Below are 21,133 nucleotides of genomic sequence, written 5' to 3' on the forward strand. Positions count from 1 at the left end.
CAAATTGTCAGTGAAATCAGACGAACATCATCTGATACGTTTTTGCGCGCTTCACTTCCGGGTTCCGGCTCATCACCGTCACCGCATCGAATAGCGCCATCACCGGGTCAATCTTCGCATCGCCCGCGTTTTGCTTGGTTGCCTTGATCCCGGTTGCCGTTGGCTCAATCTTGAGATTTCCCACACACCAGTCCATCAGCGATGACGGTGCATGTCTCAACGTGCCGTTCACAAGGCGGCGCTCAGATGACTTGATTGCAGTCATCATCCGCCAGCCCTGCGCTACGCCTTCCAGATTGCCATTTTCCTGCGATACGCCGATTTCATCGAGAGCTTCGATCATGTCGCCAAGGCCCGCCGGGTCCACGGCTACAGAAGCGAGCAAGCCCCGCTCTTTCACGTAGTCGATCTTGCCAATGATGTCCGAGATGTCCTCCAGCGCATCATCGACAATCGTCAATTCCCCTGCTCGCTGGAAATCACGAAGCAGAGATGCAATAGACTTCCGACGTTCAAGAACGCTTGTGTGGCACCATGCATGTGACCATGAGAGCCAGTTCCATGAGCCTTTCTCACGTCCGACTATTGTCATTCCGAATAAGTCGTCCAGACCGCCGCCGTCGATGCCGACAACGCAGACCTCACACCGATCCAACAAAGCATCGAGACTGGTTAACGACTTGTCAGTGCGCTCAGCCCAGAACTCAGCCCCTGGCCAGCGATTTGCGCGCAGATTGCCACTGATTTCGACGTTTAGGTGTTTTGCAAGGAAGACATTCCGGGTTTCAGGCCCGCTGGCCAGCTCCTTACGAAGCTCGTCCTCAATCCAGTCCTTGCTTACCGAACGCCCCATATTTGGGTTCGTGATGTAGAAATTCTCTGGATCAAGAAAGGACTGGTTCTCGATCATTGCCTTGGGATATTCGTACAGAACGCCCAGGCTCTTTCGGTCTACCGTGATCCCGTCGCGAACGTCCCTGAAATAGTCCAGTTTCGCCTTAAATACCCCGGCAGGCGGGGCATCACTCTGGGTTGACAGGTAGATTACGAACCCTTCCGGGCGGGATACAAGGCCGCCGGTAGCTTCCCGCAACATCGCATCTGCATTATTCTTCTTCCCGAAAATCCAAAGCTCATCCACAAGGACGAAGGCAGCCTTCTTGCCGCCTACCGTGTCCGTGTCGGCTGCTACCACCTTCAGGCTGGCCCTCGTCACGCGATGGGTGATCTGCTTGAAGTTGTCCTGGATATGCAGAAGGTCGCTTAGTTCTGGATCGGCCCTCACCATGTCAGCGGCAGGCTTATAGCTGTTGTTTGCGATTTCGAGCGTAGGAGCCAAAATCAGCAGTTCCGCCGATGGACGCCAGTTCCTAATCAGTGCCGTTAGCATGATCCCGGCTGCAATCGTGGATTTCGAGTTCTTCTTGCTAATCAGAAGAAAGAACTCACGGATATTCCGCTTGGCCGTCGCATGGTCATACGCGCCGAAGATTGCCTTGACGAAATCGAACACCCATTCTTCGCAGGCTTCTCCGAACGTCGGGCTTCCTGGCGCGTCTACGATCTTTAGCGACTTGAACACATCAAGGGCGGCTTCAGCCTCTTCAGGGAACAAAGGATCGAACGGGATAAGCGAACGACCTTCGACAATCCGGCTCTCCCAATCTGGGCAGCTCGTATCCCACATCATCCGTTATTGCTCACAACAAGCTTCGGCGCTGATGGCGTAGCAAAGCGACCGCCGACCTTCTCAGCCGCCATCTGCTGCTCTTCCTTCTTGCCAAGCTTCGGTTCTTTTGCTGGCCTGTCGGGCGCTCGGCGGCCTTGCACATCGACAGCCGAAACCTGCTCAATCATCTTGTTCTGGGCTTGAACATTCCCGCCTTTGGCAGCGTGGTAGCGCGCCATTATCATGTCTGCGCGGACCTTCGCCGTTGCGATGTCGATCTCATAAGAAAAATGCTTACGCAAAGTTGGCTCTGAAATGCCAATAACTTCGGCAATCGCCTCATTCGACATGCCGCAAGCCTTGAGAACGCGCACTTTCTCACGTTCGTCATCCGTTGGCGCGAATTCGGGACGACCGCTGTTTTTGTTACCGGCCATGGCTGAAACTCAGTGCTCCAAAAAAATTGTGTGCCTTAAGGGGATGCGCGGGTCTGAAAGCATTCCTATTCCAGACTTTTCGATGCCCCCCGGTAGGACTTTGATCCTATTATGGGGCGACATTCCTGTTTATCGCCCCTCGAATGACCCTATCGCCTATCCTTGGCTCGTAATTGGCCCACCAATTGGTTATTGCCTGTTCGGTTCTGGCCATATCTCGGTCTGGATCACGGCTTGCTTGCGCCATGCAGGTAGGCTCATCCACTTCTAGAACGATGATGGCTTCCGGCTTGAGCGTTTGTTGCCACCAGTCGCGGTGCTTTGCCTTTGGCTCTGCTACTATGAACCAAGCTGCACGGTGGTTAGATGGTCGAGACAGGGAACCGAGCATGTCATTGCGCCTGTAGAGCGCAGCATTAAGCCACTTGTCACGGTCCCATCCGTGGGTAGGTTCGCCGGATATCTCCGATGCAATCACATCCAGGTCTATGACAAGATCGAACGGGCCTTTATTCCTAGCCACGTAGGTACTCTTGCCCGATCCGGCTGGGCCGCACACAATGGTCAGAGGAATGAACGAGGGCTGTAACCACTTAGGATGAATGGCCGCTACCTTGTCCGCTCTCTCCTGCGCCTGCTTGATGCTGTCGTGGTACTCCTTGGACACAGACTGTAGGTTATCCATATCCCAGAACAGGGCAGCATCGCCTCTGTGCGGCTTGATATGGTCCACTACAGGGCTATTGGGCGCTGGGTGCTTGCCGATCAGGAGGACGCCGGTACGCTGGCACTTGTAGCCGTCTCGTACCAGCACCTGCTCACGCAACCGCTGCCACTTGCTGGTCTTATACCAGGCTCTCCATTCGGTGTTCTGATCTCGCTCTCTAAGGCGTACTGCCTCTTGCTGCTTCCGGTCCACTGTCAGCCTTGGCTTCATCGTGGATACGAGAGGCTTGAGGGTTTTGATTTTAGCCATATTTGCTTACCAGCATGAAGGCTTAGGCCTTGGTACGGTGCTGAATGGCTGACCTGCGATCTTCTCCCATCCTCGGCCAGCTACATTGAACTGGTCGCCGCTCCCGTCTACTATCACCCACTGCCCGGATACACCGCACTGGCAAACAAGCCGTACATATGGACTGAAGAGCTTGTACTTCAGATCGGGATCGCCTTGGCAAGCTGGGCATGACGCTACTGCTACTCGCGGTGTGTAACCCATCCCTACCCCTTCGCCTTAAGCTCTGCTGCTACTGCTGCCTCGGTCTGGTGATCCAGGTATGCGTCTAGGCTGGCATGCATCTGGTCTCGGATTTCATCGGCTATGTCCATGTTGCCGCGCATTACCGCTGCGAGATGGAGATGCCTTGATCCTACGATGTCCTGCCATGTGGCTTGCATGAACTGGATGGGCTTGGGCATGGTCAGACAATCCCGCCATCCGCATAGCTACGGGCGTTCGCCATTATCAGGTCGAACTGATGTTGCGGCATACTGACCGGGAAAATGAACTCGGTGCCGTCGTCATAAGCCATCTTGATGTTGGTGTGCACCTCATCAAGCGGCACAATCTCGGTGGGCTTCTCCGCCCTTGGCAGCGCCATTGCAGGAACGGCAGCTGCTACAGGAGCGAGGCCGAGGAATGAAAGGAAGCGTCTACGGTTCATGCTGCTTCTCCAGCGTGGTTTGCAATGCACCCGGTGCGCCAATCATGGCTCGGGACATCGCCCTCGGTGATGATTGCGAATGCTGACGGTTTGTACTTAGATATCGGCTCTCGCTTGCCTGTCTTCGGCCACCAAGCGCATTCGTTACCGTTGAAGCCCCATACGGCCTTAACGACAGTGCCGTCTTTCATCTTGAGAACGGCAACCGTTCCGTAGCTGACCGTCGCTGCCATATTTATCGGCTGCCAGTTCATATCCGTTCCTCTGTTGGTATCTTCCGGGCCTGCCCACTTCACACCGCTTAATGCAGGGTTGCAGCCCCGGAGCGACCAGTGTTGAGTTCTACACCCGCGAGTGAAAGCCATGGTCTAGCCGCCCGGTGGAGCTAGGTGAAAGATGTCGCTCCCTATGATGCGAAAAACCCCGCACGATGGCGGGGCTGATTGCTGGTCGCATATTTAGACAGATGCGCTATCCTGATGAAAACAGGAGGGCAGCAATGTACCAGATCAAGGTATTAGAACTTCTCGCAGACGGTACGTCACGGCCACATGAGTTCACCGAAATGGAAACTGCTCAGGATTTCGTCAGACACGCAACCTTCGACTTGAAGGTCTGGATAGAAAAGTACGGTATCTTTGATCGTGACGACTTCCTGAAACTCCGGTCTATGCCGCAGGATGAAGCCATCCCATTTTAGTTTCGTGCCTCTCTCCAATGAAAAAGCCGCCACCCGAAGGCGACGGCTGAATTACTCGCGAATATCGTCAAATGACTTGGTACGCGGCGCTTGATCGTGCGGCCCTCTGGCGAAGACAACCATGTCACCGTCGGCTATTTCTCGGCGCGCCCTCAAGTCCCATCCGCGATGAATGAAGTGTGGTGGCCCGAAAGCTTTGACCGCTGACCAGTATTCCTCACCACAAAACCCGACGAAGTGGACACATCGTTTCATCTGGGCGACCTCTGATACACGGTGGCCTACCACCATACGGATAGGTCAGAACGGGACTACGGCAGGCTTGCAAGGCTCCGCGCTATATGGGCGCGGCTACCGCTATTTCGGCCCCTCTGGAAACACACCAGACGCATGACCGCCGTTCTGATTTGTTTGCCCTCATGTCTCGCGCTACCCGGATTAGTGGGGCGGTACTGCATGAGGGCGGATATGTGCGCTAGTCGGACCCTTTCGGGCGAGGCTCTCACAACGTCTTTACGCCACCATTAACCGACTACGGCTATCTTCGCTGGCCGCCAGCTATATGCGAGCCGTGGGGCTTATCGCTGTTTGCTATATCCCACGGTAGGCCTTGCAATCGCCTTGCTGCTCGCATTCTGTGTGCGCCGAGCGCCAAATCTCTCGGTAACTCTACACCCTTGCGGGGAGGACGGCCTTGGCATTCACCGCGTCTCGCACATTCTGTTGAGGCGCTGCCTCTATCCGTAAACCTTCGACCAGTCACGTTGTAGGCGCTGCCAGTCGTCGGCCATGTTCTCGGCTATGGTCTTCTGCTTCCACCACTTCCGAGGGTTGCCGCACATGAAGCAAGAGCAGCACTTCAGATGATCGGCGTTCCGTGCCTTCTCATCACGCGGATAAACCCGCTTGGCTTTCGCCTTCATGCGCAACTTGTCAGCGATGCGTCTTGCTCTCTTGGCGATCATGACTTTCACCGTGTCTGGCGCTGTGGGAGGATTTGCACCTCCCGGCAACCGGTTGGACATTCGGTCGCCTGCTACTTGCACCCGCTTATGCCGCCTTACGCCTTTCAGCGTACTTCTGGCGGCGTCTTTCGTTTCGGGCTTCTGCCCAACTGAAATCCGGTCCGGTTTCACCGTGCGTTAGCGAGAAATCATCCCGCCATGTCAGCACCTTTTCGCTGCCCGCATGGTCTCCGATTGTGACATCAATCTGCCCGGTTTCAGGGCAAACATGCAACACCCCTTCTAGGCCTTTTTTGTAATTTTGGCCGTTAATGCGGGCAATCTCACCGAAAATCTCTAAAATCGCCCGGTTTTTTCGCTTTCTTCCCGTTTCTCTGGTGAAGCAATGCTTGGTGCACCATTTGCCAAACGGCGTCCCGCCAGCTTGTGCGTTGGCCCATGCCCAGAGACAACGGCGGCGCATATCGTCCTTCACTGAAAGGATAAGCTGGTTGCACCGTTCCCACTCTGATACGTCTTGCGTCGTCAGCTTGGTCTTGGCGAACATCTCGGCGCGATGCTCTTTATGCCGCTCATCGCCCCATTCACGCATTTCAGCCCAGCTATGGACATATCCCAGGCTCTGCGCCTTCAACTGCTTCGGCTTCGCTGTCTGTGGCAACCGCCGGTCAACTTCTGCGCCTCGGATGAACAGTTCAGCTATTTCCAACGGCGTCATGCTGTCCTCCTGTCATCGAGCAAATCTAATTGATCTGCATTCGGTCCAAAGCGTCGGTATATACGTTCAAATACCACGCCAGATAATGCGTGTCTTTGTGGGACAACGCCGGAAAGGTCGTTCATCATGAATTGAAGGCGTCCTAGCGGTATTGCATCCCATAATTCAAGCCATGCGGACGGATCGCGCTCGATCAGGCCACGGTTGGCAATCACCATATCCGAGGCCATCCACCACGAGTATTCATCAAGATACGCCCGATTGTTGGAGGTTTCCGCCAATGTGGTCATGACCAAGCGGAAATGACCTTCTCCGTGGTTGCGCAGTATCCGGTCTAGTGTGGCGACCGCCCGTGTTTCGCCAATATCCGGGTATCGGTGAGCATCCACGATCTTGATGCCGTACTCTGCGCATATCGAATAAACACGAGGGTCAACTGTCATTCCGTCACCCTCACCCGCTTGCGCTTCTTGATTTCCCGGTCGATGTACCAACGGGCTTTCTCCAGGTCTTCAATCGCGTCCTGTTTCAGATCGCAACGCCAGATGTATTTCACGGCATTCCCCAGATTGAAGCCCATGTGTTCCGTGATCTGGATGCATTCAATCCCGCTTGGATGGCCGGTGTAGTGGGCTGGACGGTTCACGTTGTCAGTCATGCTGCCGCCTTCTTTCTCTCAACCTGGATAACCTTCCCGTTCTTCCGTATCGGCTGGAGTGTCGGGAATAGCTTCTCTGCCTCTGTGCGGGCCGCTGACGCTGTTTCACCGCAGCGTAGGTATTCGGTGTTCATATAGGCGAGAAGGTCTTGCAGCGCCCGTTCTGTGGCTTCCAGCTTGGATCGGTACACAATGGGCTTGTCTCCCTCTCCCATTACGGGCTTCGGTCTGCCGTCGCGGGCGAAGCGGAGCATCACGTAGTAGCCCATAGGCACTTCTTTCAGGTAGGCGGCGAAGCAATTCATTGCAGGAACCCTTCGAAAGCTGCTGGCATCTCAGGAGTGCCCGATTTGAACAGGGTGAACTCGGCTTCGAACTCGATTTCAGCGGATTGTCCCGGCTCGCCACGTCTGCGCTTGTGGTTGATGATCCATGCCTTGCCCTTGCTTCCTTCGTATCGGCGCACAAGGTCGTCGCGCTTTTCCTGCCGGTACTCCTGTGGGATCAGTTCCTTGTAGAGCGGTTCGGGCCGGTACAGGGAGAACCACACATCCAGGTTCTGCTTGACGCCGCCGCCGCCGTAGGCGTCACCCATCATTGGCCGTAGGCTGCCGCCGGTCTTCCAACGTGCCTTCCATTCGTCATTACGCTGGATCAGGATCACGATTGCCACATCAAGGCTCTTCGCTATGGCTTTCAGGCCCCGATAGAGTGCATTGACGCGCTCTGCGAATATCTCGCCTGCCTTGCCGGGTAACTGGATCATTTTGGCGTGGTCGATGAATACCAGATCAAGCCCGACTGATTTTTTCATCGCTTCCATCTTGATACGAATGTCAGACAGGCTGCATTCAGCGAACGAAACGATGTCGAATGGGATATTCGTGGATTTCATCATCTCGCCTTCGATCCGCTCCTTCTCGGTCGTGTTCAGGGCGAAGGCATCCAAACGGTCGAGGCTAATCCGGCTTGCTTGCGCAGCCGCCTGCAAAGCTGCCTCTTCATCGGTGATTTCAATGGAGAAGAATGCGGTTCGATATCCAGCCAAGGCGGCATGACGGCACTGTGTGAGGGAAAAGGATGTCTTGCCGCCGCCACTATCTGACATGAACCCGATAAGGTTGCCGTGTCGAATATCACCCACTGCCTGGGTAATCTCTGGCAGGAACCACGGGATGAGCTTGTTTCCGTTCAGGCTGTCCTTTGCTACTCGGTCGATAGCCTTGGGCAATAGGACGCCGTACTTCATCGAACCGGCGCGCTCGTTACCTTCCTGCGCAATTTCGGTCAGCCGATCCGATGCCATGCCAATGAGTTTTTCTGGCGTCATATCGACCGGCATGTTCACGCTCATGTCGCGAAGATCATAGGCGAGATTGACAAGCTCCTGCCGGGACCATCGTTCAAGGATCACGCGGGCATTGTCGTAGGCGTGGAACGAACCGACCGCTTCAAGCGAAAGGCGCATCAGGTATTCTTTCAGCGTCAGTTCACCGATCTTTGCATTCTCAGGCAGGTACTGCTTCATAGTGACGGGGTTCGCCGCCCTGCCCTCGGCAATCATCTTCCCGGCCACTTCATAAACTTCCCGGTGAAGTGGCTCGCTGAAATGCTTCGGCTGCAAGATACCAGCAACGCGCCAATACGATGCATTGTCGATCATGATGGCACCGAGCAGCGCCTGCTCGGCTTCGATGGACGTTGGCGGCTCTGGCCTGATTTCTCGTTCGTGGTAGCTCATGCCGCCCTCATCTGAAGCATCTTGTATTGCTGGGAAGCTGTGGCAGCGAAGGCAATCCCGACCGCTTCGGCGGCGTCATGCTTCTTCACCGGGATTTTCAGCATCTGGCAGCGTTCCATTGCTGCTTTCTTCCAGTCCTTACTTGCGAACCCTGGTTTGCGGCCATATCCAAGGAACTGTGAGCGCCATGTGGATGAAGGAATGGTCAGCCACGGTATGCGGTAGGCCGAAATGATCGCCACGGCAGCACCGGACAGGCTGGAGAGTTGCAAGGCGTTCGGGTTGATAGTCTGCTCTTCCTTCTCGCCCGCCATGTCATTGCGCTTCTTTTTGAAGGTGACGACATTGCGCATTGGCTGCTCGATAGCCACGAAGTCAGGCCGTTCCGCCTTCAACATCGCGACCAGTTGGAGACCGATAGACGATGCTTTCTCCTCGGCATTCTCGCCGGTCGCCGTAATGATCCCGGTGCGGATCGTGCTCATTGGCGCGCTTGGATCGTACCAAGCGAAGCCGGTAGTGGTTGCTATGTCCATTCCGAGGATCAGCATTCAATACCTCCCCATAACGCAGGCAACCGGGGTGAAAATCCAAGCCAGAGCTAAAAGCACACAGCCGGTGATGATGAGGGCGTTTCCGATACGTTGGCTCATGCTGCCCTCGCGCTGTTATCCAGGGACTGGACCGGATACGAATTGATGCCGATCTTGCTGGATACGCTCTGACGGCCTTCGGCTGCCGCAGTCCGGTCAGTGACACCCATTTTGCGGGCGGCGTGAAGGACCGTGGTGTGGTCACGACCGCCGAATAAACGGCCAATGGTCGGAAGGCTCAGGTCCGTGCGGATCGCTACACAGTCGGCCATTGCACGATGACGGAACGGAACGAGGTCCTTAGTCCGGCGCTTACCGATGATGTCCTCATAGGTAAATTCAGTACCGGCAATGACCCGCTCGATAATGTCACGAACGGTTGGCTTGCTGTTCAGGACAATCGTTTCACCCGACGTGCTGATTAATGGCTTCGGAGGCTCATCGTTGCGAACAGTGATTGCCTTGAATGCAGCAGTGACCTTTTCGGCCTTGGTTTCTTTCTCGATCAGCTTCCGAAGCTGCTCTTCTTTCCTGCGCTTTGCCCAGACCTTTTTGACGAATGACGGGTTCATTCCGATAGGAACCCATTGCTGCTCGACGCCGGGCAGAACGAAACCAGCAGGAGACAGAATACCGCTTTCGAGGCAGGCTTCTTTCAGTTCTCCATCGGCAAGGATGATCTTTCGGAGGAGCGCAACCCTGATCTGCATCAGTTTCGCCAGTTCGTTCACGCCGGAGACTTCCTCGATATGCCGCAATAGTTTGCGACGGCTGCCGGGTGTGAGGCTGAGTTCTGACATTACGCAGCCCTCCCCATGTAACGAGCAGCTTCTTGCACTGACTGGTGATCGCTGTAAGTCGTTCCATCCAGAACCGATAGGACCCGCCGAAGGTGATAGTCAGCGTTGAAGGCTGGCTTCAGAGCGATGCTCCGGCGTATTCCGGGGCGTCTGACGATCAAGTCTCGCTCTTCAAGCCCTTCAATGATGCGATGGACACCAGACTTGGAATGCAAGCCAAGCGCCTCCTGGATTTCCTCATACGAAGGGCCGTAGCCCTTCTGGTCGATGAATGAACGGATGAAATCGTATGCCTGTTTCTGGCGTGGGGTCATGGAGAGCATCAGGCAGCCTCCACGTCAGGAAAGTCGGGGTCGGAGACACCGTCCAGTGATGCGGACAGATCGATGTTCGCCAGCGACGTTCCGTCATTAAATCCGCGCTGCCATTCCTGACCTGCTTCGGTGCTGAGATCGTGCGGGTTGGTCATTTCCTTACGAAGACGCCCTGCAGCCATCCCTTCGAGATAGGCGCGCTCGGAAAGTGGGGTGCGGTCTTCATCGAAGAGATCAATCTGGCGAGCCAGACCGTGACCTAGCATTGCCGCGATGCGTAGACGGCGCTTCATCGTCTCTATGACTTCGCCACTGTCCTTCTCTTCAAGCTCGAAAGCCCACTTCACGTCTGCCTTGGTAAACCCGGCGGCTTTCAGCGTCTTATAGACACTGTTGATCGTGCCCATCGTTCCGCCGATGTCAGACTTCAATTCCTTGATCTCGCGGAAACCGTTGAGGAAACGCTGTTCGTCAAGCTTTTCCTGATCGACGTTATGGCCTGCGTTCATTTCACTTCTCCCGGTGCTGGAATGTTGAACTCTTCTTCAAGGGTCGGGTAATCGGCCAACTCCGGGCAGACGCGATCCGCTCGGCTGCTCGTTGGCACATTGCGTCTGACAAGGTTCAAGAACCTGCGCTGACCGTCGTTCAGACGGCCTTCAGCCTCTAAGGCTTCAGCATAATTGATACGAAGAGAGCGGTAGACCGACCCCGAAATATCGTTGATCTCTTGATGTTTGAAGCTGATACGGAAAGCGTAACTGTGGCTAATGCCGCAAGCGTCAGCAACGCGGTTTCGGACACCTTCATCCGTATCGCCTATGCCTCGCCATTCTCGCTTCATCAGTTCATTGAGATAGAACCGAGCTTCAACAACAATATTGTCGCTGAATTCGTCTTCTGGTTTGATGGTTATGGGCAGGCCGTTAGACTGCTCCACTCCAGAGAACTCGCCTGCAATAGCGCGATCTATTACCGCCAGCACATCGGTTGTTGGCTTAAACCATTCACCGTTTACTCGATCACTTTCGAGCATCTTGTGCAGGCGCTTTTCCAACTCCATGCCGCCGACGCATTGCCCCAAGACATCAAATCCGCTTGGAGAGGCCGTTGCCATTTCGCGCAACCGCCGATCAACATTTTTGCTGACGCCAATTTTTACGTAGCCGTGGCGGCTTTCTCTTTCGCGGATGAAGTAAACCGTCATCGGCCTTCCTCCTTAAGCTCCGGGGCGATCCACAGCGCCAATGAGCGAGCGGAGCGCAGCAAAGACCGAGCCACTGATATGCGGGTCCTTGTGACCCAAGAGCTTTGTTGCGTTGTTGATGAGCCTGTCGACTTCGTTGAGTTCCTGCTGTCCGTATTCGACACCGGACACCTCCTCTAGCTTGCGAAGCTCCTTCGGTTTGATCGAGACACGCTGATCTGCGTACCAAACGTCACGAGTGCGATTGAACGACCACTTGAGTTTCCGAGAGGCAGCTAGAATTCGAGCGCCTACGCTGCTCGCCAGAGAAGGCGGCGCGATGTGGCTTTTCAGAATTTCAGAAGCAAAGACCAACTCAGACATTTCTGATTTCTCCGACAACTTTTCGGACATTTCCGACAATCCCTTCAGTACGTTTAGATTGTCGGTGGTCAGCGGCGATGAAGCCGCTACCGGTTACAAAGAGGACACTGTGATGAAGATGAAACGGACAGCCCGGAAAGCCTGGAAGACTGACACTGGCGTCCAACTCGTCTTGTGGACTTGGCCTGAAAACTCACCACGAAAGCCGAAGGGGATAAGCGTTGCAGCGCACAATCCTTTCGATCCTTTCCGGTGATGTTCATCGGTCTAGTCCTTTGTGAAATGGGTTGCCCGGAGACCCGTCAGGGAGATCAAATCTCCGGGCTTATTACCTACCGAGTAACAGGCGGGGGCGAGGTGTCCCCGGCAGGCAATGATGATTAGGCGCGCATCCCGTCAAACAGATCAGGGCGCAAAACTTGACGCGAAATTCCTGTGATTTTCTCGACCAAAACCAGTTTATCTGCGGGGACTTCCTGCCACTGCGGAATTGCTGGAGTTGTGATGCCAAGAGCCTCTGCGAGGGAGGATTGACGGCCATGTCCGGCCTTTATCCATTCTCGAAGGGCGATCAACCCGACCGCTCCGGAGGAATTACCGGCATCGGTGATCATGTTTGCCAGCAGGACAGCGGCGGCACCGTGCGGTTCGTCAGCTCCAGTTTCCCATCTGGAAATTGTCGCTTGGTTGACACGAAGCATTCTCGCAAAGCCGCACTGAGTAAGCTTCAGCTTTTTGCGAAGCTCTCTGATCGTCTCTGCGGAAGGCGTTTTTGGCTGGACAATTCGTGGCGTGATTACGTTGCTCTTTACCTGATCGTCCTGCGTAAGGTTCACGGTAAGATTATCGCCGCTGATAATCACACGAGCGCCGTTGATTTCGAGTTCGATGATCATTCGACACCTTTGAATAGCTCTGGCAGAAGTGCGCACCGAGAAATTCCAGTAGCAGCCTCAATCTCGATTGCTCGGCGCGGCGTAATCTGTCCGCGCTCCCAGCGTAGTACGGTCGATTTATCGACGGGCGGATCGAACAGTTTCCCGAACTGCTCAAGGCTCATTCGATCGTTCTCTTCGCGGTACTTGGTGATTTCAGATGTGCGTTCCATGGCTGTTATTAGTTGCATAACTTGCAACTTAACGCAAGCAAAAAAGTTGCATGTCGCGATAACGAGTTCATTTTCGCAATTCGCTATGGTTGCAACATGAACAACACGATCAAAATTCACGCAGGCAAGACCCCGACACGCGTTCACTTCATTGCTGAGTGGGCGGAAAAGCGCGGACTGAAACAGGTTGATATCGTGAATGAGATCGGGGCCGATAAAGGGCTGGTCTCTCGGTGGTTTAAGGGCACGGTCCCGAAACCGGAATACCTGGAGAAGTTACGCGAGCTATTCCATGCCGACGACATAAGCTCCTTATTCCGCCATCCAGACGATGACTGGATAGCGCGTATGTTCAAGGACAAGACCGAGGAGCAGCGCGAGAAAGCAATCCAGATGTTGAGGCTGCTGTTCAACGACCAGAAAACGGGCACAGACGGATAGCCATGCCACGCCAGAAACCTCCCCGCGAACGAGCCGCCCGTGCTTTGTGTGAGCTTCACAACAATCCGCCGGATATCAAGTTCGAAGGCCGTCCGATGTGGGAAAGCTATCTGGATGAGGTGGATACGGTTTTGAAAGCGGCACTAACGCCGGAAGAGTGGGAACGGATTAAGGGTGAATAGGGGGCTAGAATGACACCAAAAGAAGAGATTATTAAATTCATAGATGACTTGCCGACAATGGTTTCTGAATTGGTAATTCCGCAGGTGTGTCTGGCGTTTGGCCGCATGCTTCCATATGACGATAACGATTATCGTGCTGAATTTATCAAAATATTCGATGAAATGTCCGAAGATGACAACGGCCCTATGGCTTGCGCTGCCATCATCGGAATTCTTGATCTTGTGTTATTCAGAGACGCCGATTTCGATTTGGTTAAGTTCAACGAACAGATGTTTGAAAAAACAAAAAACACCATGTTCAGAGACAAGGCGCTTCAGGAGCCTTTGCTGGAACGCCAGTTCTCAAATGCTCGTGAAAAACTTCAAGAGCTTCGTTCGTCTTCCCTGAGCACAGAAGCTCTTCACAAATGGAAATCCCTTCTCGCAGTGGAATTCGGCAAACGATTAAAAGCATCCATGTGAGGGCGGCAGCCTGCTTAGGCGTTAAGTCATCTGGCAAAGGTGCGTAAGTGCAATTATCAGGGAGCCTGCAATTGTGGTGCTCCCTGAAATATTTTTCAAAGTGCTTTGTGAATTTTTCAATCATCACTTCCTCCTACGCCGCTTTGGGCTGGTTGGCTTGCTGTTTCTGATATTTCGGTCTCGGACTTAATGACTTCTTCGCATGACGTTTCGGCTTCTTTGCCGATCCTGCCAGAATGGCTTCAAACGCATCCAGCAGTTGCGTTCCGGTCATTGTGTTGAAATTCACGGTGCCGAGTTTTTTCAGGCGCTTGTCCGAAAAGCTTTCCGCGATTGCTGCCGCGCACCAATAATCGTTCATGCCCTGAAACTGCTTTATCCACATCGATGCCAAGTACGCCTTGCATCGTGGATGCTGATCAATCGTCAGTGTTTTGTCTTTCCATCCCTGCATAGCGCTTACCTTTCTACGTACCGCTATCTGTTTGTTTTCAGGATTTGCTCTTCACTTGAAGACGGTTCAGACCCTAGGAAACGACGCAGTAATCCCTTGGGACCGGAACGAACCAGCCCAAGGACTACTGCACCGGAACACTTGAAGCTCGGACGAGCACCTGAGGTTTCCATGCATCCCCGGTACGCCATATGTCGGCGCATAGCCTGTCCGGTTCATGCCGTGTTTCTATTGGCTCAGGAGCCTCATGCGCGGGGCTTATCACGGTGCCCTTGTCGTTGCGCCTTCCCTCTCACCTGATTGCCGGTGAGCCGCTTGTGTCCCTTGCCTGCGACATTCGCCATGGATCGGCAAACCACACCCCTACTGCACAAACAGACCAGAAGGCGACTTGAAGTCGAAGCTTCCGAACTACCGTGAGGCCGTCCCTTTCGGGATAGGCATTCCATGGTGAACCGGTACGAAAAACTGATCCGGTGCCTATAGACATAGACCTCTCTCCCACATCGGCGCAACAAGAAAGTTGCAAGTTATGCAATTTTACTGATTGACGTTAGTTGCAAGTTATGCAACATTGAGCGTGTCAAAGCTGTTCACGAAGAAGCTCTGCCGATCTGGACCGCGAGATTTCAACCACTGCCGAAACAGGCGATGGAGGTTGCCATGTGAACCGCAGCGCGGTGCGCGCAACTTGACCGGAAGAACTAGAACACTGGACCTGAGTAAGTCGTGAAACTGCTCACCGAAAGGATCGAGCGATGTCCACGAAAGCCGAAATCGAAGCCATTCTGAAGAACGATATCGCGCAGTTGGAAGCTCTTGTTGGCCAACTCGGTTCGATCAGCCTGACGTGTTTTACGCTGAAGGATCAGGGCGACAGCGGGCTTGAGGTTCGCCGGTTGCTTGGCAAGTACGTCGAACAGCGCTGTGATACTGAAATGCGCTTGATCGACCTCTACCGGGGCTTCGGTGATCAACCAGCAATGTCGAAGCTGGAACGCTCGCAGTACCGCGCAAACCGCGCAGATGACCTGCTGGATATGACCAGTGACGCCTTCGAACGCATCAATGATTACGTCCATGGGAGGGCGGCTTAATGTTCTCTGCACTGATGATTTCCACGGCTCTGTCCGTGATGCCAGCCACCCGATTGCCTGATCCACATATCGGATTTGTCCTGATTGAAAACCGGGTAGTCGAGCAGATCGGACCATTCTGGGACCGTGAAGATTGCGAGTTCGTCGGCAAGGGCATCGTGAACCACGCCTTTGAATTGATCTTCCGGCCATACCAGACCGGACCTGATGAGGCGCTTCGCCTGATGACCACGGAAGTTGTGTGTCAGCGGAGGGTGAAATGACTGAGACGAAATTCACTCCGGGGCCTTGGATGGCATGGCAACCCCGTGGCGACGAAAGTGTTCCGGTTAGAACGGACGGACTAGGGATAACCATAGCATACGTTCATCAGGGGGCGATAACAAACGCCCAGGCCAACGCCCACCTGATCGCCGCAGCGCCAGAGCTTTACGAGAAACTGGCCAAAATCCGGGGGTGGACCAACATCGATGCCGAGGGGGCTTGGGGCAAAAGGTTCTACGCTGAAGTCGATGCGTTGCTCGCCAAAGCGCGAGGTGAAGCATGACACTCTCCCCATTCGATCACCTAATCACCATGGCACTGATCGTCGCTTTTATCGCGCTGTGCCAGAGCAAGAGGACGAGGCCGTGAGCCGCACAGACAAGATTTTTACCCTCTGGTGCCTGACAACTTTCATGCTCTCACCGCTCTCATTCTGGTTCGGGAAATGGTGTTCGCAGGCCGGGGTTCACCCGATGGTTTCCTTCTACGCCATCATTCTGTTTTTCGGCGCACCTTTGATCTGGCGTCTAATCGTGGAGCTTTTCAATGCGTGACCTTCTCCATGACATCGCATCCTTCGTAGCCGTTTCAACCTTCATCGCAACGTTTGCAGTATGGGCCGGGTATCTGGCCGAGAAAGTGTGAGGCTATGGAACCCGCATACATACTTTTCGTCTGCATGGGTATTTCTGGATGGGGTTGCGGAGCGTGGGATAACACACCGCCAATGCCGAAGGCCGACTGTTTTGAAATACTTAGCAGTATGCGTTTCGATACCGACGCACCAGGAGATACACGCCGGTCAACGGTTGCCTACTGCAAGCCAGCTTCAACAGCAAAGCAGGAGCCAGCAAAATGACCGCCCTCCTCCAAGTAAGCGGCTATGTGCGCCGCCAGTCAGTCAAGGGCGATGAGAAGCGCCCACGGTTTACCCAGCCAGTCATCGACACAGCCGCCAAGCTTTGGGCAGCGATAGACGCTGAATACGTCCGCGCTCTGGAAGTCGGGCTGGCAGATTTTTCGGGAGAGTGATGTGAGCAAGATTGAGACAGGTGGACCGGCGTTTCCCGTTTCAGTGCCAGTAGATTTCCAGTTCGCGCATGAAGGCATGACGCTTCGTGATTATTTTGCTGCGATTGCCCTGCAAGGGATGCTGACAAATGGTTTCATGCCGAAGGAAGTAACCATCGAAGTCATGTCTTCGTACGCTTATGAAGACCAAGAGCAATACAAAAAGGATTGTGCCCAAAACCACTACTCCGCTCTGGCTTATCGTATGGCAGACGCCATGCTAGCAGCCCGTGGAGGTGATCGTGACTGACACCTTGCATGAGGACGGCATCTATTTCGGTATGTCCGACGAAGAATATCACGCCGATCCGGCCCTTGGTTCAACGGGTCTGAAGAAGCTCATCGGTAACGCACCGGATTTCTGGTGGGATAGCCCGATGAACCCGGCCCGTGACGATGACGACGACACACCGGCAAAGATATTCGGTCGCCAGCTTCACATGTGCGTTCTCGAAGGCGTGGAGAAGTTCAAGGAGAACCACGCTGCATACGTGAACCCAGGGAATGTTAAGGCCGGGAAGGATGAAATTGCCGCGATTGTCGCCGCCGGTAAAGTGCCGGTGAAGTTCAAGGACTATTCGAAAATCCTTGCGGCATCGGCCTTCATCAAGGCGAACAAGACACTGGCACGGGCATTCGAAGGCGGGCAGCCGGAAGTCTCGGTGTTCTGGACCGTGAATGGCATCCGCTACAAAGCTCGCTTCGATTACCTCCAGATCAATTCGATTGTCGATCTGAAGTCTATCGAGAACAGGAGCGATAAGGAGTTCAAGCAGGCCTGCCGGGATGCGATGGCCAGCTATGATTATATCGTTTCCGCCGGTCATTATTCGGACGGTCGCCGCCAGATGAAGGGACTATTCAGGGCCGGGAAGGTTTTCGGTCTGCCGGAAGGTCAAGAGGACTGGCTGTCAAAGGTAGTCAGCAACCCGGTTTTCGCCTTCGTATTCGTGTTCTGGCAGAAAAAGGGCGCGCCGATATCGCACGGTATCATGCTGTCGCCGGGTAACCCGCTATTCGACAGGGCCGCAGAACGAATTGCCCAAGCCGTCGAGAACTACCGCCTATTCATGGGCGAGTTCGGTACAGACACGGCATGGGTTCCATCCACACCACTTGAAGAGGCTGACGAGACCGCATTCCCGGTCTGGTACCAGCAGAAGCTTATCGGAGCGTGAACGATGATCCTTGATGCAGATTATGCCGAGATAGGCGAACCGATTGTCACCATTAGGATGACCAAGAAGCAAGCAGAGTGGGCGCAGAACGGCCTATCAGACATTGCTTGCTGGGTGTGCGGTTTCAACGCCGCCATAGGCGATACCGATAATGACCGTAAGCCCCTGGGGCTGTCAGAAATCCGAGAACTGAACATCGCGCTTAAGAAGGCGCTGGAGGCTGTAGAATGAACCAACTCGCAACACGTGAAACGTCTATCAATACCGTCTCTGTCTCCGCTGGCGCGACTGGATCAAGTATCGCACCGCAGAACCTTGGCGAAGTCGTTCGATTTGCAGAAGTGATGAGCAAAGCGGATATCGCCCTGCCAAAGCACCTTCGGAATAACGCCGGTGCATGTATGGCGGTGGCAATGCAGGCGCTGGAATGGCAGATGTCGCCTTTTGCGGTGGCGTCAAAGTCTTATTCGGTCAACGGCACGATTGCTTATGAGGCCCAGCTTATCGCTGCCGTGGTCAATACCCGATCCGGCATCAAGGGTCGGTTGAAATACGCCTACAACGGAACCGGCAACGACATGACGTGCACCGTCTCTGGCGTACTGGACGGCGAGACCTATGAATACACCTCCCCTTCAATCGGATCGATCACGACCAAGAACAGCCCGCTTTGGAAGTCAGACCCGCAGCAGCAGCTTGGCTATTTCGCCGCTCGTTCTTGGGCGCGCCGGTATGTGCCGGAAGTTCTGCTTGGTGTTTATGACCGCGAAGAAGCGCAGGAGTTCCAAGGCGCTGACAATGCCAAGAACATCACGCCGGTTCAGACCGTTGCCGACCCATTCGGAGACGAACCACAGAGCGCGAAAATCGAAGAAGCGGAGATTGTTACCGAAGAACCCGAAACGCCAGCCAGCGAGCCGGATACGGGCGAACAGGGTGCGTCTGAAGATATTCCAGCCGACGAAACAACCGATGAGGAAAAGAACTGGCTGAAAACTGCTGTCAGAATGCTGGTTGCTGCCACGGCTATAAATGGTGACGTGCAGGTATTGCGTGACCAGTATGCAGGTTTGTTGAAGTCGGCACCGGCTACCGTGCGTGACCCAGCCGTTAAGAAGGCTTTGGAAACCTCAAAGTTCCTGTCGTCCGTGATGAAGGCGGAAGTCGAGTTCGATCAGCAGACAATTGCCGATCTGACCGGGCTTGATATTGCCGACATTCCAGAGCTCCCGAGGGCTGAATAATGAGGACCGTACCTGAATGGGTCGGCAAGTCCGACAACTCCATGCCACCGGACAAGGTAAAGGACCGGATACGAGACCGACAGGGCGACAAGTGCGCCCTCACCGGACGCCCGTTCATGCCTGGAGATAAGGTCGAGTACGACCATATCATTCCGCTTTGGCTGGGTGGCGAGAACCGAGAGGGAAACCTTCAGGCTGTTTTGGATACCGCGCACAAGCGCAAGACCCAGGCAGAAGCCACAGTTCGGTCAAAGGTCAACAAAATCAGGAAAAAGCATCGCGGGATCAGGAAAGAGCCATCAATGGCCGGTTCCAAGAACTCCCGCTTCAAGAAGCTCATATCCGGCGAGGTAGTTGACCGTCGCACCGGAGAAATCGTCGGAGGATCGCGAGTATGACCGCGCCCAATTTAACAGAACATGTCGTTGACGCTGTTTACGATCATCTTTGCCGGATCAATGGCGAATGGCAGCCAATCGGCCCTAATGATATCAAGGAAGTCATAACCGCCGCTCTCCCCTTCCTCCCCGTGCAAGGGGCTGTGAAGGCCGACGCCATAAAGCTTATCGAGCGGATGGCGTTTGGTTATGAAGTCATGTTCGAGAAGCTCTGCCATATTTCAGGAACATCAGGGGCAGATCAGTCTTGGTATCGTGCGAAGGCTCGTGAAGCCACGGAACGTCTTTCTCCGTTGCATTCAATCACCACAGAAAGCAACAAGTCTGTTCCAGGTGACTGCAAACGGCAGTATCAGGACTTCATGGCTCGCATCCTCTCCGCGCTTGAGCCATCCGCTGGCAGAGCGGCTGTGCTGGAGGAAGGATACCGGCAGGGCATTGAAGCAGCTGCAAAGCTGATTGAGTGCGGGTGTAAAGCCCTGCCTCATGGAAAAGGCGAGTGTCAGTTCCCGGGAAACTGCTCGCTGGAAGATGCCGCCGCCATCCGCGCCCTATCCTCCCCGGACCATGCCGACGCCGTTCACGCGCAGGCGCGGGACGTGCTGGCCCGTTTCCGTGACTATGTGATTGAGGGCATCACTGCCGGTACAATCATGCGCGGCGGCGAACATCACAACCCGATTTGGCAGGAAGTTGCCAGCGTTCTCCATGCCGACGCCGGTAAGGTCGAGGGGGATGGGTGGTTGCCGATTGAAAGTGCGCCGAAGGATGGAACAGAGATATTGGCGTGGCGCAAAGACTGTGGCCAGTTCATTGCCAGTTACACGAGCTGTAGCGCGTTCCCAATGTCAGAAGCTGAACTTGACCTTCTAGACGAGGAAACCTTGTTCAAGGAAGGCTGGTTCACTCAGTGGCCGCAAGCCTTACGCCTAGAAGGCAGTGAGGCCCCCACCCACTGGCGTCCACTCCCCTCTGCACCATCGGAGGGCGCGGAATGAGTAAGCTTATCCTCCCCTTGAAAGCCGAATACTTCGATGCAATCCGCGATGGCACCAAGAAGGAAGAATACCGGCTCGCGAACGATTACTGGTCGAAGCGGCTCATCGTCGGTGGCAGGCGTGGCATCCTTCATCGCTCGTTTGACGGCATCGTCCTGACCAAAGGCTACCCGAAGCGCGACGACGCCGAACGCCGGTTGGAGCTTCCGTGGCTCGGCTTTACCCGCAAGAAAATCACCCATCCACATTTCGGGCCTGATCCTGTCGAGGTATTCGCTATCGACGTTTCTGGCCACCCATCAGGAGGCGACCGTCATGGCGAGTGAATTGGAACTGTTCAGCCTTCTCGTCTTCGGTCACATGCTGGCGGACTATCCTTTGCAGGGTGACTTTCTCTCAAAGGCCAA

36 protein-coding genes are annotated in these 21,133 nt (G+C 54.6%); 16 read left to right on the forward strand and 20 right to left on the reverse strand.

Going from position 1 to position 21,133, the window contains the following annotated elements; translation table 11 throughout:
- Window positions 1-16: 16 nt before the first annotated feature.
- The 5 genes from FHS76_RS20605 to FHS76_RS20625 all read right to left on the reverse strand — a co-directional run bounded on the left by FHS76_RS20605 (window position 17) and on the right by FHS76_RS20625 (window position 4,024).
- On the reverse strand, window positions 17-1,690 hold the full coding sequence (locus FHS76_RS20605) for a terminase large subunit (RefSeq protein WP_183657519.1): 1,674 nt from the start codon (window positions 1,688-1,690) through the stop codon (window positions 17-19).
- Window positions 1,687-2,019 carry a hypothetical protein gene (locus FHS76_RS20610; RefSeq protein ID WP_183657522.1) on the reverse strand — a complete coding sequence of 111 codons (333 nt, stop codon included), beginning with the start codon at window positions 2,017-2,019 and terminating at the stop codon, window positions 1,687-1,689. Before FHS76_RS20610 ends, FHS76_RS20605 begins: the two co-directional genes overlap by 4 nt.
- A 196-nt stretch (window positions 2,020-2,215) precedes the next feature.
- Window positions 2,216-3,082 (reverse strand): AAA family ATPase, encoded by an 867-nt coding sequence (locus FHS76_RS20615; RefSeq protein WP_183657525.1) that lies wholly within the window; start codon window positions 3,080-3,082, stop codon window positions 2,216-2,218.
- Window positions 3,083-3,527: 445 nt separating this feature from the next.
- Complete coding sequence (locus FHS76_RS20620) at window positions 3,528-3,770, reverse strand: twin-arginine translocation signal domain-containing protein (RefSeq protein WP_183657528.1); 243 nt, start codon at window positions 3,768-3,770, stop codon at window positions 3,528-3,530.
- Window positions 3,767-4,024: a hypothetical protein gene (locus FHS76_RS20625; protein WP_151682434.1), complete on the reverse strand. Its 258-nt coding sequence runs from the start codon at window positions 4,022-4,024 to the stop codon at window positions 3,767-3,769. The genes FHS76_RS20620 and FHS76_RS20625 overlap by 4 nt, the downstream gene beginning before the upstream one ends.
- A gap of 245 nt (window positions 4,025-4,269) precedes the next feature.
- Here FHS76_RS20625 and FHS76_RS20630 point away from each other — a divergent pair, with 245 nt between their 5' ends.
- Window positions 4,270-4,470 carry a hypothetical protein gene (locus FHS76_RS20630; RefSeq protein WP_162929844.1) on the forward strand — a complete coding sequence of 67 codons (201 nt, stop codon included), beginning with the start codon at window positions 4,270-4,272 and terminating at the stop codon, window positions 4,468-4,470.
- 737 nt (window positions 4,471-5,207) lie between these two features.
- Here the strand turns inward: FHS76_RS20630 and FHS76_RS20635 are convergent.
- From FHS76_RS20635 to FHS76_RS20700, 14 genes are all read right to left on the reverse strand, one after another.
- A complete protein-coding gene (locus tag FHS76_RS20635) occupies window positions 5,208-5,435 on the reverse strand; it encodes a hypothetical protein (RefSeq protein WP_183657531.1) in 228 nt (75 codons plus the stop codon).
- 85 nt (window positions 5,436-5,520) lie between these two features.
- Window positions 5,521-6,153, reverse strand: coding sequence for a hypothetical protein (locus FHS76_RS20640; RefSeq protein ID WP_183657534.1), 633 nt, complete (start codon window positions 6,151-6,153; stop codon window positions 5,521-5,523).
- Window positions 6,150-6,596, reverse strand: a complete 447-nt coding sequence (locus FHS76_RS20645) for a hypothetical protein (RefSeq protein ID WP_183657538.1) — start codon at window positions 6,594-6,596, stop codon at window positions 6,150-6,152. The genes FHS76_RS20640 and FHS76_RS20645 overlap by 4 nt, the downstream gene beginning before the upstream one ends.
- Complete coding sequence (locus FHS76_RS20650; protein WP_183657541.1) at window positions 6,593-6,811, reverse strand: DUF3310 domain-containing protein; 219 nt, start codon at window positions 6,809-6,811, stop codon at window positions 6,593-6,595. The genes FHS76_RS20645 and FHS76_RS20650 overlap by 4 nt, the downstream gene beginning before the upstream one ends.
- Window positions 6,808-7,116 carry a hypothetical protein gene (locus tag FHS76_RS20655; RefSeq protein ID WP_183657544.1) on the reverse strand — a complete coding sequence of 103 codons (309 nt, stop codon included), beginning with the start codon at window positions 7,114-7,116 and terminating at the stop codon, window positions 6,808-6,810. Before FHS76_RS20655 ends, FHS76_RS20650 begins: the two co-directional genes overlap by 4 nt.
- Window positions 7,113-8,552 carry a DnaB-like helicase C-terminal domain-containing protein gene (locus tag FHS76_RS20660; protein WP_183657547.1) on the reverse strand — a complete coding sequence of 480 codons (1,440 nt, stop codon included), beginning with the start codon at window positions 8,550-8,552 and terminating at the stop codon, window positions 7,113-7,115. The genes FHS76_RS20655 and FHS76_RS20660 overlap by 4 nt, the downstream gene beginning before the upstream one ends.
- Entirely contained in the window at window positions 8,549-9,103 is a 555-nt protein-coding gene (locus FHS76_RS20665) for a hypothetical protein (RefSeq protein WP_176026509.1), read from the reverse strand. Before FHS76_RS20665 ends, FHS76_RS20660 begins: the two co-directional genes overlap by 4 nt.
- A gap of 98 nt (window positions 9,104-9,201) precedes the next feature.
- On the reverse strand, window positions 9,202-9,945 hold the full coding sequence (locus FHS76_RS20670) for a helix-turn-helix domain-containing protein (RefSeq protein ID WP_183657550.1): 744 nt from the start codon (window positions 9,943-9,945) through the stop codon (window positions 9,202-9,204).
- Entirely contained in the window at window positions 9,945-10,268 is a 324-nt protein-coding gene (locus tag FHS76_RS20675) for a LexA family protein (RefSeq protein WP_183657553.1), read from the reverse strand. The genes FHS76_RS20670 and FHS76_RS20675 overlap by 1 nt, the downstream gene beginning before the upstream one ends.
- Window positions 10,268-10,768, reverse strand: a complete 501-nt coding sequence (locus FHS76_RS20680) for a hypothetical protein (RefSeq protein WP_183657556.1) — start codon at window positions 10,766-10,768, stop codon at window positions 10,268-10,270. The genes FHS76_RS20675 and FHS76_RS20680 overlap by 1 nt, the downstream gene beginning before the upstream one ends.
- Complete coding sequence (locus tag FHS76_RS20685) at window positions 10,765-11,466, reverse strand: GIY-YIG nuclease family protein (protein WP_183657558.1); 702 nt, start codon at window positions 11,464-11,466, stop codon at window positions 10,765-10,767. Before FHS76_RS20685 ends, FHS76_RS20680 begins: the two co-directional genes overlap by 4 nt.
- Window positions 11,467-11,478: 12 nt before the next feature.
- Complete coding sequence (locus FHS76_RS20690) at window positions 11,479-11,829, reverse strand: hypothetical protein (protein WP_183657560.1); 351 nt, start codon at window positions 11,827-11,829, stop codon at window positions 11,479-11,481.
- Window positions 11,830-12,209: 380 nt separating this feature from the next.
- Window positions 12,210-12,725 (reverse strand): Cro/CI family transcriptional regulator, encoded by a 516-nt coding sequence (locus FHS76_RS20695; RefSeq protein ID WP_183657562.1) that lies wholly within the window; start codon window positions 12,723-12,725, stop codon window positions 12,210-12,212.
- Window positions 12,722-12,937, reverse strand: a complete 216-nt coding sequence (locus tag FHS76_RS20700; protein WP_183657564.1) for a helix-turn-helix domain-containing protein — start codon at window positions 12,935-12,937, stop codon at window positions 12,722-12,724. The genes FHS76_RS20695 and FHS76_RS20700 overlap by 4 nt, the downstream gene beginning before the upstream one ends.
- Window positions 12,938-13,033: 96 nt before the next feature.
- Here FHS76_RS20700 and FHS76_RS20705 point away from each other — a divergent pair, with 96 nt between their 5' ends.
- Genes FHS76_RS20705 through FHS76_RS20715 form a run of 3 tightly spaced genes read left to right on the forward strand, consistent with a single transcriptional unit; the run spans window position 13,034 to window position 14,022 of the window.
- The gene (locus FHS76_RS20705) at window positions 13,034-13,378 is read left to right on the forward strand and encodes a helix-turn-helix domain-containing protein (RefSeq protein ID WP_176588396.1); all 345 of its coding nucleotides are present in this window, start codon (window positions 13,034-13,036) and stop codon (window positions 13,376-13,378) included.
- A 2-nt stretch (window positions 13,379-13,380) separates the two neighbouring features.
- Entirely contained in the window at window positions 13,381-13,560 is a 180-nt protein-coding gene (locus FHS76_RS20710; protein ID WP_183657566.1) for a hypothetical protein, read from the forward strand.
- Between the two features lie 9 nt (window positions 13,561-13,569).
- Window positions 13,570-14,022, forward strand: a complete 453-nt coding sequence (locus tag FHS76_RS20715; RefSeq protein WP_183657568.1) for a hypothetical protein — start codon at window positions 13,570-13,572, stop codon at window positions 14,020-14,022.
- Between the two features lie 133 nt (window positions 14,023-14,155).
- Here the strand turns inward: FHS76_RS20715 and FHS76_RS20720 are convergent, their stop codons facing one another.
- On the reverse strand, window positions 14,156-14,476 hold the full coding sequence (locus tag FHS76_RS20720; RefSeq protein ID WP_183657571.1) for a hypothetical protein: 321 nt from the start codon (window positions 14,474-14,476) through the stop codon (window positions 14,156-14,158).
- Window positions 14,477-15,234: 758 nt separating this feature from the next.
- On the opposite strand from FHS76_RS20720, the gene FHS76_RS20725 reads away from it, so the two are divergent.
- From FHS76_RS20725 to FHS76_RS20780, 12 genes are all read left to right on the forward strand, one after another.
- Entirely contained in the window at window positions 15,235-15,573 is a 339-nt protein-coding gene (locus FHS76_RS20725) for a hypothetical protein (protein ID WP_183657574.1), read from the forward strand.
- Window positions 15,573-15,836, forward strand: a complete 264-nt coding sequence (locus FHS76_RS20730) for a hypothetical protein (protein WP_183657577.1) — start codon at window positions 15,573-15,575, stop codon at window positions 15,834-15,836. Before FHS76_RS20725 ends, FHS76_RS20730 begins: the two co-directional genes overlap by 1 nt.
- Window positions 15,833-16,120, forward strand: a complete 288-nt coding sequence (locus tag FHS76_RS20735; RefSeq protein ID WP_183657580.1) for a hypothetical protein — start codon at window positions 15,833-15,835, stop codon at window positions 16,118-16,120. The genes FHS76_RS20730 and FHS76_RS20735 overlap by 4 nt, the downstream gene beginning before the upstream one ends.
- An 82-nt stretch (window positions 16,121-16,202) precedes the next feature.
- The gene (locus FHS76_RS20740) at window positions 16,203-16,391 is read left to right on the forward strand and encodes a hypothetical protein (protein ID WP_183657582.1); all 189 of its coding nucleotides are present in this window, start codon (window positions 16,203-16,205) and stop codon (window positions 16,389-16,391) included.
- A gap of 301 nt (window positions 16,392-16,692) precedes the next feature.
- The gene (locus tag FHS76_RS20745) at window positions 16,693-16,869 is read left to right on the forward strand and encodes a hypothetical protein (protein WP_160292314.1); all 177 of its coding nucleotides are present in this window, start codon (window positions 16,693-16,695) and stop codon (window positions 16,867-16,869) included.
- Window position 16,870: 1 nt separating this feature from the next.
- Complete coding sequence (locus FHS76_RS20750; protein ID WP_210306187.1) at window positions 16,871-17,158, forward strand: hypothetical protein; 288 nt, start codon at window positions 16,871-16,873, stop codon at window positions 17,156-17,158.
- On the forward strand, window positions 17,151-18,086 hold the full coding sequence (locus FHS76_RS20755) for a PD-(D/E)XK nuclease-like domain-containing protein (RefSeq protein ID WP_183657583.1): 936 nt from the start codon (window positions 17,151-17,153) through the stop codon (window positions 18,084-18,086). The genes FHS76_RS20750 and FHS76_RS20755 overlap by 8 nt, the downstream gene beginning before the upstream one ends.
- Before the next feature lie 3 nt (window positions 18,087-18,089).
- The gene (locus FHS76_RS20760; RefSeq protein WP_183657586.1) at window positions 18,090-18,317 is read left to right on the forward strand and encodes a hypothetical protein; all 228 of its coding nucleotides are present in this window, start codon (window positions 18,090-18,092) and stop codon (window positions 18,315-18,317) included.
- Complete coding sequence (locus FHS76_RS20765; RefSeq protein ID WP_183657588.1) at window positions 18,314-19,330, forward strand: recombinase RecT; 1,017 nt, start codon at window positions 18,314-18,316, stop codon at window positions 19,328-19,330. The genes FHS76_RS20760 and FHS76_RS20765 overlap by 4 nt, the downstream gene beginning before the upstream one ends.
- A complete protein-coding gene (locus FHS76_RS20770; RefSeq protein WP_183657591.1) occupies window positions 19,330-19,728 on the forward strand; it encodes an HNH endonuclease in 399 nt (132 codons plus the stop codon). The genes FHS76_RS20765 and FHS76_RS20770 overlap by 1 nt, the downstream gene beginning before the upstream one ends.
- On the forward strand, window positions 19,725-20,726 hold the full coding sequence (locus FHS76_RS20775) for a DUF551 domain-containing protein (protein ID WP_183657593.1): 1,002 nt from the start codon (window positions 19,725-19,727) through the stop codon (window positions 20,724-20,726). The genes FHS76_RS20770 and FHS76_RS20775 overlap by 4 nt, the downstream gene beginning before the upstream one ends.
- Complete coding sequence (locus tag FHS76_RS20780) at window positions 20,723-21,052, forward strand: ASCH domain-containing protein (protein WP_183657595.1); 330 nt, start codon at window positions 20,723-20,725, stop codon at window positions 21,050-21,052. The genes FHS76_RS20775 and FHS76_RS20780 overlap by 4 nt, the downstream gene beginning before the upstream one ends.
- Window positions 21,053-21,133 lie beyond the last annotated feature (81 nt).

Source organism: Brucella daejeonensis (assembly GCF_014199265.1).
Classification (GTDB): Bacteria; Pseudomonadota; Alphaproteobacteria; order Rhizobiales; family Rhizobiaceae; genus Brucella; species Brucella daejeonensis.

Coding starts and splice junctions, on each gene's coding strand:
- FHS76_RS20605 (WP_183657519.1), bottom strand. CDS start 1,690: ATGATGTGGGATACGAGCTGCCCAGATTGGGAGAGCCGGATTGTCGAA.
- FHS76_RS20610 (WP_183657522.1), bottom strand. CDS start 2,019: ATGTCGAATGAGGCGATTGCCGAAGTTATTGGCATTTCAGAGCCAACT.
- FHS76_RS20615 (WP_183657525.1), bottom strand. CDS start 3,082: ATGGCTAAAATCAAAACCCTCAAGCCTCTCGTATCCACGATGAAGCCA.
- FHS76_RS20620 (WP_183657528.1), bottom strand. CDS start 3,770: ATGAACCGTAGACGCTTCCTTTCATTCCTCGGCCTCGCTCCTGTAGCA.
- FHS76_RS20625 (WP_151682434.1), bottom strand. CDS start 4,024: ATGAACTGGCAGCCGATAAATATGGCAGCGACGGTCAGCTACGGAACG.
- FHS76_RS20630 (WP_162929844.1), top strand. CDS start 4,270: ATGTACCAGATCAAGGTATTAGAACTTCTCGCAGACGGTACGTCACGG.
- FHS76_RS20635 (WP_183657531.1), bottom strand. CDS start 5,435: ATGATCGCCAAGAGAGCAAGACGCATCGCTGACAAGTTGCGCATGAAG.
- FHS76_RS20640 (WP_183657534.1), bottom strand. CDS start 6,153: ATGACGCCGTTGGAAATAGCTGAACTGTTCATCCGAGGCGCAGAAGTT.
- FHS76_RS20645 (WP_183657538.1), bottom strand. CDS start 6,596: ATGACAGTTGACCCTCGTGTTTATTCGATATGCGCAGAGTACGGCATC.
- FHS76_RS20650 (WP_183657541.1), bottom strand. CDS start 6,811: ATGACTGACAACGTGAACCGTCCAGCCCACTACACCGGCCATCCAAGC.
- FHS76_RS20655 (WP_183657544.1), bottom strand. CDS start 7,116: ATGAATTGCTTCGCCGCCTACCTGAAAGAAGTGCCTATGGGCTACTAC.
- FHS76_RS20660 (WP_183657547.1), bottom strand. CDS start 8,552: ATGAGCTACCACGAACGAGAAATCAGGCCAGAGCCGCCAACGTCCATC.
- FHS76_RS20665 (WP_176026509.1), bottom strand. CDS start 9,103: ATGCTGATCCTCGGAATGGACATAGCAACCACTACCGGCTTCGCTTGG.
- FHS76_RS20670 (WP_183657550.1), bottom strand. CDS start 9,945: ATGTCAGAACTCAGCCTCACACCCGGCAGCCGTCGCAAACTATTGCGG.
- FHS76_RS20675 (WP_183657553.1), bottom strand. CDS start 10,268: ATGCTCTCCATGACCCCACGCCAGAAACAGGCATACGATTTCATCCGT.
- FHS76_RS20680 (WP_183657556.1), bottom strand. CDS start 10,768: ATGAACGCAGGCCATAACGTCGATCAGGAAAAGCTTGACGAACAGCGT.
- FHS76_RS20685 (WP_183657558.1), bottom strand. CDS start 11,466: ATGACGGTTTACTTCATCCGCGAAAGAGAAAGCCGCCACGGCTACGTA.
- FHS76_RS20690 (WP_183657560.1), bottom strand. CDS start 11,829: ATGTCTGAGTTGGTCTTTGCTTCTGAAATTCTGAAAAGCCACATCGCG.
- FHS76_RS20695 (WP_183657562.1), bottom strand. CDS start 12,725: ATGATCATCGAACTCGAAATCAACGGCGCTCGTGTGATTATCAGCGGC.
- FHS76_RS20700 (WP_183657564.1), bottom strand. CDS start 12,937: ATGGAACGCACATCTGAAATCACCAAGTACCGCGAAGAGAACGATCGA.
- FHS76_RS20705 (WP_176588396.1), top strand. CDS start 13,034: ATGAACAACACGATCAAAATTCACGCAGGCAAGACCCCGACACGCGTT.
- FHS76_RS20710 (WP_183657566.1), top strand. CDS start 13,381: ATGCCACGCCAGAAACCTCCCCGCGAACGAGCCGCCCGTGCTTTGTGT.
- FHS76_RS20715 (WP_183657568.1), top strand. CDS start 13,570: ATGACACCAAAAGAAGAGATTATTAAATTCATAGATGACTTGCCGACA.
- FHS76_RS20720 (WP_183657571.1), bottom strand. CDS start 14,476: ATGCAGGGATGGAAAGACAAAACACTGACGATTGATCAGCATCCACGA.
- FHS76_RS20725 (WP_183657574.1), top strand. CDS start 15,235: ATGTCCACGAAAGCCGAAATCGAAGCCATTCTGAAGAACGATATCGCG.
- FHS76_RS20730 (WP_183657577.1), top strand. CDS start 15,573: ATGTTCTCTGCACTGATGATTTCCACGGCTCTGTCCGTGATGCCAGCC.
- FHS76_RS20735 (WP_183657580.1), top strand. CDS start 15,833: ATGACTGAGACGAAATTCACTCCGGGGCCTTGGATGGCATGGCAACCC.
- FHS76_RS20745 (WP_160292314.1), top strand. CDS start 16,693: ATGACCGCCCTCCTCCAAGTAAGCGGCTATGTGCGCCGCCAGTCAGTC.
- FHS76_RS20760 (WP_183657586.1), top strand. CDS start 18,090: ATGATCCTTGATGCAGATTATGCCGAGATAGGCGAACCGATTGTCACC.
- FHS76_RS20765 (WP_183657588.1), top strand. CDS start 18,314: ATGAACCAACTCGCAACACGTGAAACGTCTATCAATACCGTCTCTGTC.
- FHS76_RS20770 (WP_183657591.1), top strand. CDS start 19,330: ATGAGGACCGTACCTGAATGGGTCGGCAAGTCCGACAACTCCATGCCA.
- FHS76_RS20775 (WP_183657593.1), top strand. CDS start 19,725: ATGACCGCGCCCAATTTAACAGAACATGTCGTTGACGCTGTTTACGAT.
- FHS76_RS20780 (WP_183657595.1), top strand. CDS start 20,723: ATGAGTAAGCTTATCCTCCCCTTGAAAGCCGAATACTTCGATGCAATC.